Raw genomic sequence first — 14,701 nt, forward strand, 5'->3', positions numbered from 1 at the left:
TCCTTGTGCCCTGCTGATCTATGAATCGCGACGACCCGACGGACGACCCGGACCGTGAACCGCCGGCAGCGGACGAGAGCGCCGACTCCGACGCGAAACCGCGATCGACCGAGGCCCGCGCCGTCAGTCGCCGAATCCGCGGCGCGCTTCCGGTCGACACCCGGGATCGGCCCTGGCTCGTGCTCGCCGTACTCCCGGGCGTCGTCGCCGTCGCCATCTACCTCGCGACGAATGCCTACCCCGCTCACGGGGCGGGCCTGTACGCGCAGATCGCTGCGGAAATCCTCGCGAACGGCTACGCGCTCCCCGTCCGGATCCCGGGGTACACCGCCACCGGCGTCCCCTTCGCCTACCCCCCGCTACAGTTCTACGTGTTCGCCCTTTTACTCGACCTCGGCGCCGACCCGATCGCAGTCTCCCGGCTTCTACCAGGCGTCGCCGTCGTGGCCGCGTCGATCCCGCTCTATCTGCTCGGCCGCGATATCGCCGACTCCCGGCCGGCGGGGGCCGCCGCGGCCGGACTGGTCGCGCTGAACCCGCAGGTTCTCGAGTGGCACGTCTCTGCTGGCGGCGTCGTCCGGGCGTTCGGGTTCCTCTATGCGGTAGTCGCGATCTACGCGGGCTACCACGTCTTTACGCGGACGAACCGTCAGGAGGCCCTCCCCTGGAGGGTGATCGCGATCGGCGCAATCGCGTTCGGCGCGACGGTGCTCACCCACCCGGTATACGCGTTATTCGTCGTCGTAAGCTACCTCGTCCTCTGGGGGACGCTGCACCGCACGCCGCGCGGACTCCTGTCGGGTCTCGCCGTCGGGCTCGGCGGCGCGTTGCTCGCCGCACCGTGGCTGTGGTGGGTCGTCGCCACCCACGGACCGGGCGTGTTCGCCGTCGCGGCGGGCACCCACGGCGGGGTCGGGGGCGGCGCCGACGCCCTCCGGGGCAGCCTCTCGCCCGGGCTGGTGCTTGCGGTGCCCGCCGTTCTCTATTTCCTCTCCCGACGGTCCGTTTTCCTCCCGACGTGGCTCGTCGCGGCGGAGCTCCTGTTCAGACAGCCCCGGTTCGCCTACACGGTGGCGTCGCTGCTGGTCCCGGCGGCTGTGGCCGCGTTCGCGCGGGCGAGAGCGATCGGGTCGACGGCGATCGGTTTCGGCCCCCGCCGCGCCCCCGACCGACGTGCCGCGGGGGCGGTGATTCTGATACTCCTGGGGACGGTGGCGGGGGGAGCGTACTTCGCTTACGAGACTACGTCCCCGAGCGATCCGTCGACGCCCGAGTACCTCGACGACGACGCGGTCGCGGCGATGGAGTGGGTTGCGTCGGAGACCGACGCCGACGCGACGTTCGTCGCCCTCGGCGACGCCGCCGAGTGGTTCCCCGCGCTGTCCGGCCGGACGATCCTCGTCGGGCCGTGGGGCGTCGAGTGGGAGAGCGCCGACGCGTACCAGCGACAGGTGACGGCCTACGAGACGGTGTCGCTGTGCGAACGCGCCGCGTGCGTCGAGGACATCGCGGCCGGCGTCGCTGGCGACCCCTCGCACGTCTACGTGCCGAAAGACCGGTACACGGTCCGTGGGGAGCCTGCGACCAACTCGGGAACGCTCGTGCGTTCGTTCGAGCGCGCCGACGGCTGGGAGCGGGTCTACGAGAACGACGGCGTCGTGATCTACGAGGCGGTCGGTGACACCGATCCCAGGTGATCGCGCGATGCGGCATCGCGATCACACTATCCCGAAAAGCGAGCCGACGAGGAACCCGACCCAGGCGAGCAAGCCGGCGACGGCGACCCGCCGCTCGCCGCGCGCGACGCCGAGTGCGAACAGTCCGAGCACACCCACGAGCGCGGTCCGGTGGAGGACGAGCCTGACGGGGACGACCGAGACGCCAACCGCCCCCAGGTCGAGTACGAAACCCGCACCGAGGCCCGCCGCGGCGAGCAGGGCGCTTCGCGTCGCGGGGCGCCCCCGGGCCAAGAGTATGGTCGCGCCCAGCGGCGCCACAACCAAAAGCGGGTACAGCACCCCAGCGAACAGCTTCGGGTTCGCCGCCGGAAACAGCCCCTCGGCGGCGATCCCGACCGAGCGGACGCCGAGAACGATCCCGACGAGCACGAGCGGGAGGACGGCGTCCCTGGCCGCTTCCCGACGAGCCGGGGGGATCCGGCGTGCGAGTCTCGCGACCAGCGGTGCGACCGCGAGCGCGACGACCGGGACTGATTCGATCCCGCCGACCGGCGTGGGGGCGAGGCCATTCTCCACCGGGTCGGCGCCCACGACCCGCGCCGCGGCGGTGAGTTCGATCACCGTCATCCAGCCGTCGCTGCCGCCGCCGACGTGGCCGTGATAGACGCGGCTGACCGAATCGATGAACGGCTCGTCGCGCAGGTCGCCTTCGAGGGTGCGTGCGCCCTCGGTGACGCCGGTCACGGAGTGTCGCAGCCGGTACCAGTCCCAGTACTCCGTGTGCGTCTGCAGGGCCGTCCACTCGTCGGACGGCCCGGGATACGCGCGGATGTGCGTCCGGCTACCGAGGTACGTACCGGTCGCAAGCTGGTACTCCGATTCGACCCACCTCCCATCGCCGGCATCGGTTCCGACGTACGTGTAGCGTGCCGCGCCGCGGGCCGACCGCCAGGGAGAGACCGACCGCGAATCGTTAAGCCCCTGGTCGCCGTCCGCCGTCGACCACTCCAGCTCCGAGCGGTCGGTGAGCACGCTGTGGACTTCTTGAGGGGTGCCGACGATCACGGCGTTCAGCGCGAGCGTCCGCCCCTGAACCGACCGACTCCGGCTCGTGTAGGGCCACACGTAGGTTCCGCTCTCGACCGGTCGGAGGAGTTGCTCCCGCGGGGGTTCCTGTCGCTCCCCGACGTCGTCGGGGCCGACGACGGCGCTCCCCAGCGCGCCGACGCCGACGAGCAGGAGGAACAGCAGCACCCAACGGTATTGCACGGCCGAGTATGGTCCCCCATCGGTAATGAATCTCCGTGCCGTCGCGGGTGTGTGATACTGACTGCTGTCGTCTCTTCCCGGTGCCCGCCGGTACCGTGGGTGGCGAGCACCGGGAAAAAGTTACAACAGCCAGTGATGAGACGGGGGCGTTCCCGTCGTCGAAGTGAGCCTTTTTGCCGCCGGGCGTCGGACGTAGGCGTATGACCACCCGCCGGCCGCTTTCGGTCGATCTCGTGCTCGTTCCGGTGGACGCCAGCGACGAGTCGGTCGACGCAATCGCGTGCGCCGCCGCGATCGCCGCCGAGTACGACGCGAGCGTCCACGCCGTCCACGTGCTCGCCGAGGAGGACGTGCGAGCGATCGAGAACGGCGACGTCGACAAGGCGCAGGTCGCCGCCGATGGCGAAGCGATAATGGAGTCTGCAGAGGGGATCGCCGCCGACCACGACGTCGAACTCTCGACGTCGGTCGCCTACGGCTTCTCGACGAAGATGAAGCTCAGACACCCGGGGAGCGTCGTCCTCGACACCGCCGAGGAGGTCGACGCGGACTTCCTCGTCGTCCCGCGGGAGCCGCTGTCTGGCGACCCCGGTGAGATCCTCGCGAAGGCTGCCGAGTACGTACTGCTGTACGCGAGTCAGCCGGTGCTGTCGGTCTGAAACCCACCTTTTTACTGCGTCGGGTCGCGCTCCGCGCGACCACTCCTTGTAAAAAGCTGGACCAAAAACGGGCCGCTCGCTCGGCCTTCGGCCTCGCTCGCGGACGCTCTACCCAGGGTATGTATCCCGCAGAAGAGACTAGCCTGACACGGACTGTGGGGATCGGTCAGTCCAAGAGACTCAGATACAGACTAGTTCTGGTGCTTACAGTACTTGTAAAGGAAGCTTCTGAGGTATTGAAAGTGGATGTATCAAGCACGGTCAATGAATCGATTCCAATACTGTTGGACCGTCTTCTTCTTAACGTCCATCTGATCCGCAATATCTCCTCGACTAAGCCCATAAACGACTCGAAGATAAGCGGCGATGGCTGGTTTACCCATAACAGCAATATCAACCGGCACAAGGTTCGGATCAGATCCAGCTAACAAATCGCCCGTTTTTGTCCAGAGGGTGGCAAACAGCTTTGCTTTCCGTGGTTCGCTCGTATTCTTTGAGGGTCGGAAAACAAGGATTCTGCCATCGCGTAAACGGACTAACTCCCGACCTACTATCTCAGCATCTCGATGATGTGGATGTAGTATTACTGCCTCAACACGAATCCCGTCATTGAGTGTCTCAAACAGTCGTATTTCTCGTTCCCCCCCATTGTACTCTCTGGAAAAAATATCCGACTCGTTTTCGACTATTTCGTAAATTGAGTGATTCGTCATATTTTGTGACGATATGGACCCAACGACTATTTTGTAAGCATCCGACATCAATCCTGTCGGTTGGCGAAGAGACGTTGCAAGACACGAAGAATTGAGCAGCAGGGGACACTGCCAGCGACTAGTGCCAACTACGCCCTGAGCAGTGTACCCTACTACCAACAATGGCCAAGGAAACACCATCACTAAATATCGACGAACGGAAAGAAGCCGTCCGCGATCGGGATAGACACCGCTGCGTCAACTGTACCGCTAGCGATGTTACACTCGACGTCCACCACATTGTCCCGCGGGGACGGGCCGGATCGAATCGGCTGAGTAATATGGTTGTTCTCTGTCGGGAGTGTCATAAAGCAGCCCACGGTAACGGTATGGCACCTCGTGTAAAATTCGACAATGGGACGATGCAGAATGAAGAATTTAGCTTGTATCTCCGCTACTGGCGCTCGCTTGACGTTGCCATATTCGATGACTCCGACAACTGTTGGTGTGTCCCGAAAGCAGATATGGAAAATCTCATCGATATCATCCGACAAGAAACGAACAATTAGCAAACAGACCTAAAAATAGTATATTGCACACGGAGCCTTACGGCTGATACAGGTGCGAGACTGTGAAATAATCGAGGGGTTTAACCGGTCTGTGCGTCTCACCAAGCAGACCCGGTCTAACGGTCGATCCAGCCTCACTACCGTGAACTGATCCCTGTGAAGATTCGACCCCGCTACCGGAGCAGCCGCTACTCCTCCTCGCCTGCTCCCAGCCGGATCGCCATCTCCAGCTCGAAGCTCTCCGAATCGCTGACCTCGAAGCCGATCTTCTTGTAGAGGCCGACCGCCGCCTTGTTCCACCGCTCGACGGTGAGCCACACCAGTTCGACGCCCGACTCGGCGCCGTAGCCCAAAAGCGCCTTCATCAGGCGCGTGCCGATGCCGGCCTCCTGGTACGTCTGCAGGACGAAGATCGCCAGTTCGTAGACGTCCTCGTCCGGGACGAGCGTCGCGTGGCCCGCCGCCTGGTCGCCGTCCCACGCGATGACGTTCAGACACTCCTCGGCCAGGATGTTGTCGAGCCACTCGCGGATCCGCTTTTCGTCGCTCGGCGGAATCCCCTGTGCGCGGTCGCTGGGATCGAACGCGACGTACATCGAGGCCAGCGCCTCGTACTCCTCGTCGGTCCCCTCGTAGGCGCGGATCTCGATCTCACGACCCTCTCGATCCTCGAACCCGATCGGCGGCGCTTCGAACGGACCCGCGATCTCGTCGGGGTAGTGACGATCGGTACTCATCGGATGAGAAGCACGCTGACGTGGGAGTTCAGCAGGACGAACTCGGCGGTGCTCCCGAGTTGGATCTTCCCCATCGGGCTGGTCGTCCCGCCGCCTAAGGCGATTCGGTCGAACCCCTCCGATTCGGCGATGTCGACGAGTTTGCTCCCGGCATTGCCGTCGATATAACGGATGTCTCCGTCGAGACCTTGTTCGTCGAGCGCCCGCTCGACGTCGGCTTCGACGTCCGCGAGCGGTCGCTCCCCGAGTTCCGACTCGATGATCGCAACCGTCACCTCGTCGCCCGCATCGACTGCCCGCCTGGCGGTCCGTTCCAGTGCGTTGAGTGAGTCGTCGGCGCCGCCGACGCCCAAGAGGATCCTCATATACCCGGATGTCTCCGCGGGAGTAGAAAAATCGTCGGGTGTGCCGCCGCGTCCGCCGGCGTGGAGCGAGGGAACGCTTTTTGCCGTGGGAACGACACCCCGCAGTATGGACGACGACGACGCCGAGACGTCGGCCGACGATGCGTCCCGACGCGACGTCGACGCGTCGGATTCGCGGTCGAGGGGGGCGGAGCAATCGAGCGTCTCCGACGCTGGAGCGGACGCCGGCGAGCGGGGGGCGGCCGCCGGCGATACCGACGGCGATCCTGCGGCGGCGGGGGCCACCGGCGAAACCGATTCGGAGAGTCCTGCCGACGGACCCGATTCGGAGACATCTGCCGACGGACCCGATTCGGAGAGTCCTGCCGACGGACCCGATTCGGAGACATCTGCCGACGGACCCGATTCGGAGACATCTGCCGACGGACCCGATTCGGAGACATCTGCCGACGGACCCGATTCGGAGACATCTGCCGACGGACCTGACGCGGACGACGACACGCCCGCGGACGTGCGCAAGTACGCCCGGTTCAAGAAAGTCGACGGCGCACAGTACGACCGCGTCAACGACTTCCTCCGGGACCGAACCTACATCACCGCCCGCGAGTGGGCAATCGCCCGGCTGTGTGCCGATTTCCGGACCGAGACGGGCGTCGAGATGACAAAGATCGGTGAGAACCTCCCGGAACTCGTGCCGTTTATGACGGACACCTACACCCCGCAGGCGGTCAATCAGGCCCGCTCCTCGTTCGAGGACAAGGTCCGCAAGTCGGGGGCGACGTTCCTCTACGGGGCGATGTCGGGCTTTTTCACCGCCGAGGAACTCGACGAACTGATGTACGACGTCACCGAGATCGCGAAGTTCCTCCTGGAGGTCGAGGGCGTCGACCTCTCCGTCGAGGAGGAACTGGAGGCCGAAGACCGGATCTCGACGGTGATGCGGGAAGTCCGGGAAGCCAGCGCCGACCTCCGCGCCGAGGAGTTAGCCGGGGAGGACGACCCCGACTCGGACGCCGAAACCGACGACGACTGATACGGACTGTCGGCTCTCCTGTCTCTCCTTCGACATCCAGTAGTCTCGACACCACAAGGGTTATTCTCGCATAGGTGCATCATTAATTATGAAGATCAACGAACTGTTCGATTTTCTCGACGACGAACTGGAGTATCCGATCGACCACGACGTGATGACCGAACGAATCGGGGATGTCGAAGTCGGGACGCCCGCTGATCAAAAAAGCAATACGATCTCGACGGTCGTCAGCGACGTCGGTCAAGAGACGTACGGCTCCGCCGAGGAGTTGTACAATACCATCATCGGTAACGTGAGCGACGAGTACATCGGGCGCAAGTTCTACGACGATCGAGGTGGCAATCCCCCGGAATCCGATTCCGCTCCGAAAGACGACGCCAACGTCTCCTTCTGATACCCCCGATTCCGCCGCTGCGTCTCTCTCCTGGCTCGACCGGATTCAGCAGGGTCACCGAGTGCCGGCAACGTGGAAGCATCCAACTGTCTCGAACGCGAACGACTGGCTATGGACGTTACCGTGTACGGACCGCTCCGGAGTGCGACCGGCGGGAAACGTGTCAGCGTCGACTTCGGCGGCGGAACCGTTCGGGACGCCGTCGACGCCTTCGTCGACGCGTATCCGCGCGCCGAGCGACACCTGTTCGACGCCGACGGGCGAATCGTGCCGAGCGTTCGCCTCTCCGTCGACGGAACCGCCACTGATCCCGACGAACCGTGCCCGGCGGACGCATCGCTCGCAGTTCATCCCGCGATGCGGGGTGGGTGACGGTCCGGAGAGGTCCTCGGCTGAGAAACTGTTTTCTGGCGACGGGCCCGGTCAGAGTTCGTACTGCTCGCGCACGAGGTGTGCCAGCCCGCGGTCGTCGAGGACGTCCATCGGTGCGAGCATCGTGAGCTGAACCACGCCGGGGAGCCGACCGATCTCGACGCCGCCGGTGAACGTACACCGGGTGCGGACCTCGCCCTCGCTCATCCCGAGCAGGTCGCCGGCGCGGTCGAAAGCGTTGTCGGTCGCGTCGTTGACGGTCGCGCCCGAGCCGATCACCTGGATCGGCCCCATCTCCGTTTCGACGTCGACACCGTACTCCGCGCCGAGTTCGCGTCCGCGCGCTTTGTCTTCCTCCGTGTACGGCTTGCTGATGTGCGAGAGGTCCTCCTCGTTGGGAAGGAGAAGCGGACCGCCGATATCGAGGTCCTCGATGAGTTCGACCTCGAACTCGGTGTACCCGCTGACGTCCGTCGTGTGCAAGGCGAGTTCGCCGTCGCCCTGATTGGCGTGCAGATCGCCGACGTAGATGCCGCCGCCGTCGACCTTTACCGGACAGATCAGGATCGAGCCCTCCCGGACCGCGTTGATGTCCATGTGGCCGTCGGTGCGGGCGTCGAGTTCCGCCTCGCTTTCGAGCCCCCAGTCGTGGTCGGCGCCGATGAGGAACTGTCCGAAGTCGCCGGCGTTGTGCGAGTCCGGGAGTTCGATCGGCGGTGTCGTCCCGATGTTCCCGACGAACGGTCGAAGGTGTCCGAGCGTCCCGGGCATCTCCGAGGGTTCGTAGAGGAGAATGGGGTGTTGCCGCGAGTTCTCCGGGAGGGCGCTCGCCTCCGCGGCGCGTTCGGCCAGACCGTGAGCGGCCGCCTCGTCGACCGTGATCCCGACCTCGTAGTCGTCGTCGAACACCGTCGTAATGCCGTACTCGAAGGCGAACGACGAGGCGTTCGCCCCGCATTCCGCACACCGGATCGATTCCTCGCCGGTCCCCTCGACGACGCTCTCGGGCCACTCGGCACCGCACTCGGGACACTTGTGGTCGACGAAGGGGTCGTCGCCGAACGCCTCCTCCCGTTCGTCCATCGAACCGGTGCTCGTCGCGACGCTCGTCACCTCGATGTCGCGGATCTTGATCGCGACGGCGTCGCCGACCTCCGCGCCCTCGACGGCGATCGGCTTGGTGACCTCGTGGCCGCCGCGGAACTTCGGCGTGATCATCGGTCCCCAGCACGCGGGCGGCGTGTGTGTCCGTACGGTGCCGCCGTCGGCGACGGTTCCCGCCCACTCCTGATCCGGACCGACCAGACCGAGCGTGTACTCGTCGACGTCGAGTTCGGAGACGACTTGCTGAGACATTGTGTATGATCTTTCGTTTGAGATTGGTTAAGCGTTAGCCCCTGTCACCAAAGCACCTGTGAATCCCCGGTGGACGGAGCGTCCCGATCGACGGCGTCATAATGGTTACTCTCACTTTTTACCGCCGAGCGCCACTCACGTCGACGGCGCTCGGCGGGAAGAGACGAGAGTAACCATTATCAAACACCCGGATACGCTAGTTCCCACCGATGAATATCCGGTTTCTCGGCGGCGCCCGCGAGGTCGGCCGGAGCGCGATCCTCGTCAACGACCGGCTACTCGTGGATTACGGGATGCTCGCCGGGGAGCCGCCGCAGTATCCGATCGACGTCCCCGAACCAGAGGCGGTCGTGGTGAGCCACGGGCACTTGGATCACGCGGGGGCGATCCCGGCGCTGCTCTCCGGCGACGCTCGGCCGGCGATCCACTGGACACCGCCGACGCGCGAACTGGCGCTCACCCTCGCCCGCGACACGCTGAAACTCCACGGCGGGACCTTGTCCTGTCCGTTCACCGAGACTGACGTCCGGCGCGTCACGGAGGTCTCCGAGACGCACGGGTACGGCGAGACGTTCCGGGCCGCGGGCCACGAGGTCACGTTCACCAACGCCGGCCACATTCCCGGAAGCGCACACGTCCTCGTCGACGACGGCGATACCCGGCTGCTCTACACCGGTGACTTCCACACTGACGACCAACGCCTCGTCTCCGGTACGACCGCTCGCCCGGAGGCCGACGTCGTCATCAGCGAGAGCACGTACGCCGACGTCGAACACGAGGCCCGGTCGACCGTCGAGGAGCGGTTCGTCGAGAGCGTCGAGACGACGCTGTGGGAGGGTGGCACGGTCGTCGTCCCGGCGTTCGCAATCGGCCGAACGCAGGAGATGCTACTGATCTGCGAGGCATACGACATTCCCTGTTACGTCGACGGGATGGGCAAGCGAGTCACCGAGATGCTGCTGCAGTACCCCGAGTTCGTTCGCGATCCCGACGCGCTCCGGCGGGCGAAATCGCACGCGCGCTTCGTCACCGGTCGGAACGGGCAGCGGAAACGGATCACCGAGCAGCGGGCGGCGATCGTCACCACGAGCGGGATGCTCTCCGGCGGCCCCGCGATGACGTACATCCCCGCGATCAGGTCGAATCCGACGAACAAGATCACGCTGACCGGCTACCAGGTCGAGGGGACGCCCGGGCGGCGCCTCGTCGAGACCGGCAGCGCCGAGATCGACGGTCGCGTGATGCCCATCAGCGCACAGGTCGAACAGTACGACTTCTCGGCGCACGCCGACCGCGATGGTCTCCGGGCGTTCCTCGACGGCTACCGGGACGCCGAGATTCTCGTGAACCACGGCGACCGCTGTTCGGCGTTCGCCGCGGAACTCACGGCCGACGGGTTCGACGCGAGCGCCCCTGAAAACGGGGAGACGGTCGTCGTCGGAGAATAGCCCTCCCCGGTGCCTCACTCCTCGGTCGGAACCGCCCTGATCTCGAACTCGCGGTAGCCACCGTAGGCCGCCTCCAGGGCCCCGAGCCACCAGTTCCAGCGGTCCGCGACGCTCGATCCGTCGGGGGCGTCCGCGAGGTTCCGAACCACCTCGTCGACGGCGAGCGGTTCCCCGCGGTCGGCGGCGACGATGCCGGCGTCTGCGAGGTCGCGTGCCTGTCTGGCGACGACGCGGAACTCCGCGTCCGTGCCCGCGAACGCGTCCGCAAGTGCCGCGGCCAGTTCGTCGGCGTCGAAATCGGCCCTCGAAAGGGGCCCATCGCCGTGCGCGTCACTGTTTGTGGTCATACGTAGCCGTTCGTCCTCAAGAGAGAAGAAACCGCCGCCAAGACCATCTATTCCCACCACTCGCTTCGGCGCTCCTCGTAGGAGGCGTCGCGGAACGGCGGCGGCTTCTCGTCGTCGTCCTCGGCACCGAAGCCGTACGCCAGCCAGTAGCCGACGTGCCAGCCGACTGCGTCGGTGTCGAGATCGACGAGCGATATCCGCAGCTCCGAGTAGGTCTCGATGGCGCCGTCGCCGTCGGGATCCCAGCCGATCGTGCCGCCGCAGGAGGCCGCGCCCTCACCGCAGGACGAGGTCTCGACCGGCCTGACGACGATCTCCGCGTCGTCGGGCTCGTCGACCGTGGTGAAGGTGAGGTTCGTCGGCATTCCCGGCGGGTCGTCCTCGTAGTACTCCAGGGCGTGGGTGACCTGCTCCCGGAATCCGTCGGGGTCCGAGGCGTTGTCGTCGTCGATGTAGACGGTAAAGTCGCCGTCGTCCCACGGGAACGCCCGCTCGGTCGCGTCCGGCAGCGGCTCCGTGTAGAGGACCGACCGACTCGCCATCACGTCCTGCGGCGCGTCCTCGTGGGTCAGCCCGAGCGTGTGCCCGAGTTCGTGTTCGACTACCAGGACCGTCGAGTCGTCGGAAAAGTCCGTCCGGACGAACACCGTCTCCGGGCGGTCGATCTCCCGGCTGTCATCGATCAGTGGCGCACAGCCCGCGGCGTCCGCCGCACCGTCGCACTCGGGGACCTCGTCGACGAATTCGACGACGAGATCCGGGTTCGTCGCGTCGGGATCGACCGCGTACTCGACGGGGAAGCCGGCGAAGCGTTCGGCGTTCTCCTCCCAGTACGCCGTCGCTTCACGAACCAGCGGCGTCCACTCCCGTCCGGTTCCGGCGCTGTCCTCGACGGCGACGACGATCGGTTCTGACCCCCAGGGGTTCTCCGCCTGCGGGACCGCAGTGGGTGTCGGGGTTGGCTCGCGGTCGGTCCTCTGTGTGCTCTCCGTCGTCGCCTCAGCGAACGACGAGGACTGCCCCGTCCCGGTCGCGTCCGCGGCTGGCGTCGGCTCCGTTTCGGGGAGGTCGACGACGGGACCGGCACACCCCGCCAGCAGGATGACGACTGCGAGCGCAAGCGGGGCCGCTCGGGAGAGACGAGTCGACACAGGCGTGCGGAAGGCAGAGATGGATAAGAATGTTCGCCCGCGAACCCGGCTACTGCCGTCTTTTCGGAGACTGCGAGCGCTGGACTGTAGCACAGAGTCGGCACTCGGGGAGGAACACGGACGGAGTCGGCACTCGGGGAGGAACACGAACGGAGTCGGTACTCGGTGAGGAACACGAACGGAGTCGGTACTCGGTGAGGAACACGAACGGAGTCGGTACTCGGGGTCTTGAGCGGCTGAGAGGAGTAAGCCCCCTTCTGTTCGTCTCGGCATTCGGCTGAGCGTCCGCGCCCTGTCCGGACTACCTTTGCGGCGCGGACTTGCACCGGTGAGGATTCGCCGTTCCATCCGTTCTCGGCCGTCTGCGCGGGATCGCGCACGCGATCGGGATCTAGCCCCGACCGCGACCCTCGACGGGTCAACTCCCTCCCCTTGCGGGTCGGTTCGCGCGCTTGCGAGTCACCCCGCTCGCGCCGGCGGCGGAATCCGCCGCTCGCGTCTCATCGGTCGGGCCGAGGGGTCTCGTCTCTGTTCCAGAGCCAGCCGTCTCCGACTCCGGGCTTGCGCCCGGTCACCTGTCCGGACGGTGGGGGGACTTTCCTCATCGATCCGGGTGGACCGACGGGAGCCGAGCTCTCTCTGCCGTTCGATCCGAGGCGAGTGAGTCCAATAAGGCGTTCGGTCGCCCGGAAACGGGACGCTGCCGCTGGCCCAGTCCCGTCGTGAGGCCGCGAAATCACCCGACTGCGATCCGCAAACTCCCCCAATATCCCGTCTGAGGCCCATCAGGTGCCGAAAGAAGGGAAGCGTTCAAGTCAGGCGAGCGCTTCTACCGGAGTATGTCCGAGGCGCAGACCGTTCGTCTCACCTACGATGATGGGGCGAGGGCGGTCGAATTAGCGCGTGAATCGGTCGAATCGTACGTACTCCACGGTCAACGTGAGCAACCGGGCAGTATGCGGGACGCGTTCTACGCCCGAACCGGGGCGTTCGTTCGAATCCGATCGACGCGGGGGCGGGGGCGACTGCGAGGGTGTGCGGGCGAGTACCGCGGGGGAGACCAGCTGGGACACGCGATCGTCGACGCCGCGATCCAGGCCGCCTCGGGGAGTTCCTGCGGCTCGGAGATCGAACAGCCGGAGCTCTCGAACCTCACGATCTCGGTGTGTATCGTCTGCGATCACACCCACACCGACCGTCCGCTTGACGACATCGAACTGGGAAAACACGGCGTCGTCGTCGACAAGGACAGCAACCACGGCTGGCTGTATCCGACAATCCCGATCGAAAACGACTGGAACGAAGAGCAGTTCCTCACCCACGCCTGTCGAAAGGCCGGCCTCTCGCCGCTGGCGTGGCAGGACGACGAGACGACGGTGACGCTCTTCGACGGGCAGGTCTTCCGCGAGCGCGCCGACGGCGGCAGCGTCGAAGAACTGTAACGGCGGATCCGCGACTGTTTCTCAGTATCAGCGCTCGGCGCCGTAGTCACACCGTTCGGCGTCGGCGTCGGCCCGCTCCGCGGCGGCGTCTATGCCGAGGTCGATCTCCGCGACGAGTTCACCGTCACGGAGCAGCGGCTTGAGCAACCGCTCCCCGTCCTCCGGGCCCTCCTGGTCGCGCAGGCCGACGTGGTGGCCGCCGTCGGCCGTCCGGTAGACGTCCTTCACGCCGGTGAGTTTGCCCCGTTTGGCCGCCGGCTCGCCCTCCAGCTCGACGATGTCGAGTGCGAAATCGACCGGGTCGGCGTTCGAGACGTAGCCGCCGACGCCGAACCCGTCCGCGACGTCCCTGAGTTCCCGGAGTTCCGCCGGACCGAGTCCGCCGGAGGCGAAGATGCCGACGTCCTCGTGGTCGTGAGCGTCCAGCGTCCACCGGACCTCGCGGATGATGTGCCGGAAGTCACCGCGTCGCGACCCTGTCGTATCCAGGCGGACGCTGTCGAGCCTGTTGCCGAGCGCCTCGGCGGCCCGCAGCGACTCGTCGGTCTCGTCGCTGTAGGTGTCACACAGCGCCACTCGGGGCACGTCCGGACCGACCGCCTCGTCGAACGCCTGCCACGCTTCCTCCTGGTTCCCGCGGCCGAAACAGATGAGCAGCGCGTGCGGCATCGTCCCGCCGGCTTCCCGTCCGATCACCTCGCCGCCCGCGACGTGGGAGAAGCCGTCGAGGCCGGCGACCAAGGCGCTCCGCTCGATCATCGCCGCGATCGAGGGATGGACGTGCCGCGCGCCGAAGGAGAGCACGAGCGACTCGGGCGCGGCCCGCCGAACGTCGAGCGCGGCGGTCGCGACGCCCGAGGCGTGGGAGAGAAACCCCAGGATCGAGGTTTCGAAGCGGGCGAACTCCAGATAGTCGCCCTCGATCCGCATCACTGGGCCGCCGTCGAACAACCGCCCCGGCGGAATCACGTCGACGTCGACGTTTCGGCCCTCAAGCAGCGCCGCGACGTCTTTCACGCCCGCGAGCAGTTCGTAGTCGCCGTCGGGGAACTGATCGGCCGTGATCTCCGCGACGACGCGGGGGTTTCGCCCCGCGTGCCGGAGCGTCGTCTCCGTCCGATCGAAGTACGCATCCGTCGCCGACCCCTCGGAGATGGCGTCGGGACCGACGATGTCGAACTCCATACG

At 65.9% G+C, this 14,701-nt stretch carries 16 protein-coding genes and 1 other RNA gene; 8 read left to right on the plus strand and 9 right to left on the minus strand.

The window, feature by feature from the left end:
- The first annotated feature begins 20 nt into the window (after positions 1 to 20).
- Positions 21 to 1,697: a glycosyltransferase family 39 protein gene (locus RJT48_RS18785; protein WP_311173890.1), complete on the plus strand. Its 1,677-nt coding sequence runs from the start codon at positions 21 to 23 to the stop codon at positions 1,695 to 1,697.
- Positions 1,698 to 1,718: 21 nt separating this feature from the next.
- On the opposite strand, the gene RJT48_RS18790 is transcribed toward RJT48_RS18785, so the two are convergent.
- A complete protein-coding gene (locus tag RJT48_RS18790) occupies positions 1,719 to 2,948 on the minus strand; it encodes a hypothetical protein (RefSeq protein WP_311173891.1) in 1,230 nt (409 codons plus the stop codon).
- A gap of 200 nt (positions 2,949 to 3,148) precedes the next feature.
- Between RJT48_RS18790 and RJT48_RS18795 the strand changes: the two genes are divergently transcribed.
- Positions 3,149 to 3,607, plus strand: a complete 459-nt coding sequence (locus tag RJT48_RS18795; RefSeq protein ID WP_311173892.1) for a universal stress protein — start codon at positions 3,149 to 3,151, stop codon at positions 3,605 to 3,607.
- Positions 3,608 to 3,858: 251 nt separating this feature from the next.
- Here the strand turns inward: RJT48_RS18795 and RJT48_RS18800 are convergent, their stop codons facing one another.
- Entirely contained in the window at positions 3,859 to 4,320 is a 462-nt protein-coding gene (locus RJT48_RS18800) for a hypothetical protein (protein WP_311173893.1), read from the minus strand.
- 161 nt (positions 4,321 to 4,481) lie between these two features.
- Here RJT48_RS18800 and RJT48_RS20845 point away from each other — a divergent pair, with 161 nt between their 5' ends.
- The gene (locus tag RJT48_RS20845; RefSeq protein ID WP_425604734.1) at positions 4,482 to 4,868 is read left to right on the plus strand and encodes an HNH endonuclease; all 387 of its coding nucleotides are present in this window, start codon (positions 4,482 to 4,484) and stop codon (positions 4,866 to 4,868) included.
- 188 nt (positions 4,869 to 5,056) lie between these two features.
- On the opposite strand, the gene RJT48_RS18805 is transcribed toward RJT48_RS20845, so the two are convergent.
- Both RJT48_RS18805 and RJT48_RS18810 read right to left on the minus strand, forming a co-directional pair.
- Positions 5,057 to 5,605: a GNAT family N-acetyltransferase gene (locus RJT48_RS18805; RefSeq protein ID WP_311173894.1), complete on the minus strand. Its 549-nt coding sequence runs from the start codon at positions 5,603 to 5,605 to the stop codon at positions 5,057 to 5,059.
- Positions 5,602 to 5,970 carry a universal stress protein gene (locus RJT48_RS18810; protein ID WP_311173895.1) on the minus strand — a complete coding sequence of 123 codons (369 nt, stop codon included), beginning with the start codon at positions 5,968 to 5,970 and terminating at the stop codon, positions 5,602 to 5,604. Before RJT48_RS18810 ends, RJT48_RS18805 begins: the two co-directional genes overlap by 4 nt.
- Positions 5,971 to 6,076: 106 nt before the next feature.
- On the opposite strand from RJT48_RS18810, the gene RJT48_RS18815 reads away from it, so the two are divergent.
- From RJT48_RS18815 to RJT48_RS18825, 3 genes are all read left to right on the plus strand, one after another.
- Complete coding sequence (locus RJT48_RS18815; protein WP_311173896.1) at positions 6,077 to 7,003, plus strand: DUF5806 family protein; 927 nt, start codon at positions 6,077 to 6,079, stop codon at positions 7,001 to 7,003.
- An 88-nt stretch (positions 7,004 to 7,091) separates the two neighbouring features.
- On the plus strand, positions 7,092 to 7,397 hold the full coding sequence (locus RJT48_RS18820) for a DUF5789 family protein (protein ID WP_311173897.1): 306 nt from the start codon (positions 7,092 to 7,094) through the stop codon (positions 7,395 to 7,397).
- A gap of 111 nt (positions 7,398 to 7,508) precedes the next feature.
- A complete protein-coding gene (locus RJT48_RS18825; RefSeq protein ID WP_311173898.1) occupies positions 7,509 to 7,769 on the plus strand; it encodes a MoaD/ThiS family protein in 261 nt (86 codons plus the stop codon).
- 51 nt (positions 7,770 to 7,820) lie between these two features.
- Here RJT48_RS18825 and RJT48_RS18830 read toward each other — a convergent pair whose 3' ends face one another.
- Entirely contained in the window at positions 7,821 to 9,125 is a 1,305-nt protein-coding gene (locus tag RJT48_RS18830; protein ID WP_311173899.1) for an acetamidase/formamidase family protein, read from the minus strand.
- A gap of 209 nt (positions 9,126 to 9,334) precedes the next feature.
- Here RJT48_RS18830 and RJT48_RS18835 point away from each other — a divergent pair, with 209 nt between their 5' ends.
- Complete coding sequence (locus tag RJT48_RS18835) at positions 9,335 to 10,573, plus strand: MBL fold metallo-hydrolase (RefSeq protein ID WP_311173900.1); 1,239 nt, start codon at positions 9,335 to 9,337, stop codon at positions 10,571 to 10,573.
- Positions 10,574 to 10,587: 14 nt separating this feature from the next.
- Here the strand turns inward: RJT48_RS18835 and RJT48_RS18840 are convergent, their stop codons facing one another.
- The 3 genes from RJT48_RS18840 to rnpB form a co-directional block, all read right to left on the minus strand.
- Positions 10,588 to 10,920 (minus strand): WNWW family protein, encoded by a 333-nt coding sequence (locus tag RJT48_RS18840; RefSeq protein WP_311173901.1) that lies wholly within the window; start codon positions 10,918 to 10,920, stop codon positions 10,588 to 10,590.
- 47 nt (positions 10,921 to 10,967) lie between these two features.
- Entirely contained in the window at positions 10,968 to 12,071 is a 1,104-nt protein-coding gene (locus RJT48_RS18845) for a matrixin family metalloprotease (RefSeq protein WP_311173902.1), read from the minus strand.
- A gap of 234 nt (positions 12,072 to 12,305) precedes the next feature.
- An RNA gene (gene rnpB, locus RJT48_RS18850) (RNase P RNA component) lies at positions 12,306 to 12,715 on the minus strand.
- A gap of 195 nt (positions 12,716 to 12,910) precedes the next feature.
- On the opposite strand from rnpB, the gene RJT48_RS18855 reads away from it, so the two are divergent.
- Complete coding sequence (locus RJT48_RS18855; protein WP_311173903.1) at positions 12,911 to 13,513, plus strand: TIGR00296 family protein; 603 nt, start codon at positions 12,911 to 12,913, stop codon at positions 13,511 to 13,513.
- A 27-nt stretch (positions 13,514 to 13,540) separates the two neighbouring features.
- Here RJT48_RS18855 and RJT48_RS18860 read toward each other — a convergent pair whose 3' ends face one another.
- Positions 13,541 to 14,698, minus strand: a complete 1,158-nt coding sequence (locus RJT48_RS18860) for a nicotinate phosphoribosyltransferase (protein WP_311173904.1) — start codon at positions 14,696 to 14,698, stop codon at positions 13,541 to 13,543.
- Positions 14,699 to 14,701: the final 3 nt, after the last annotated feature.

The organism is Halobellus ordinarius (assembly GCF_031823395.1).
GTDB classification, from domain to species: Archaea; Halobacteriota; Halobacteria; order Halobacteriales; family Haloferacaceae; genus Haloquadratum; species Haloquadratum ordinarius.

Excerpts from the sequence above, each read along its gene's own strand:
- RJT48_RS18795 (WP_311173892.1), top strand. The coding sequence starts at position 3,149 with ATGACCACCCGCCGGCCGCTTTCGGTCGATCTCGTGCTCGTTCCGGTG.
- RJT48_RS18805 (WP_311173894.1), bottom strand. The coding sequence starts at position 5,605 with ATGAGTACCGATCGTCACTACCCCGACGAGATCGCGGGTCCGTTCGAA.
- RJT48_RS18860 (WP_311173904.1), bottom strand. The coding sequence starts at position 14,698 with ATGGAGTTCGACATCGTCGGTCCCGACGCCATCTCCGAGGGGTCGGCG.
- RJT48_RS18830 (WP_311173899.1), bottom strand. The coding sequence starts at position 9,125 with ATGTCTCAGCAAGTCGTCTCCGAACTCGACGTCGACGAGTACACGCTC.
- RJT48_RS18835 (WP_311173900.1), top strand. The coding sequence starts at position 9,335 with ATGAATATCCGGTTTCTCGGCGGCGCCCGCGAGGTCGGCCGGAGCGCG.
- RJT48_RS18785 (WP_311173890.1), top strand. The coding sequence starts at position 21 with ATGAATCGCGACGACCCGACGGACGACCCGGACCGTGAACCGCCGGCA.
- RJT48_RS18800 (WP_311173893.1), bottom strand. The coding sequence starts at position 4,320 with ATGACGAATCACTCAATTTACGAAATAGTCGAAAACGAGTCGGATATT.
- RJT48_RS18855 (WP_311173903.1), top strand. The coding sequence starts at position 12,911 with ATGTCCGAGGCGCAGACCGTTCGTCTCACCTACGATGATGGGGCGAGG.
- RJT48_RS18810 (WP_311173895.1), bottom strand. The coding sequence starts at position 5,970 with ATGAGGATCCTCTTGGGCGTCGGCGGCGCCGACGACTCACTCAACGCA.
- RJT48_RS18840 (WP_311173901.1), bottom strand. The coding sequence starts at position 10,920 with ATGACCACAAACAGTGACGCGCACGGCGATGGGCCCCTTTCGAGGGCC.
- RJT48_RS18825 (WP_311173898.1), top strand. The coding sequence starts at position 7,509 with ATGGACGTTACCGTGTACGGACCGCTCCGGAGTGCGACCGGCGGGAAA.
- RJT48_RS20845 (WP_425604734.1), top strand. The coding sequence starts at position 4,482 with ATGGCCAAGGAAACACCATCACTAAATATCGACGAACGGAAAGAAGCC.
- RJT48_RS18815 (WP_311173896.1), top strand. The coding sequence starts at position 6,077 with ATGGACGACGACGACGCCGAGACGTCGGCCGACGATGCGTCCCGACGC.
- RJT48_RS18820 (WP_311173897.1), top strand. The coding sequence starts at position 7,092 with ATGAAGATCAACGAACTGTTCGATTTTCTCGACGACGAACTGGAGTAT.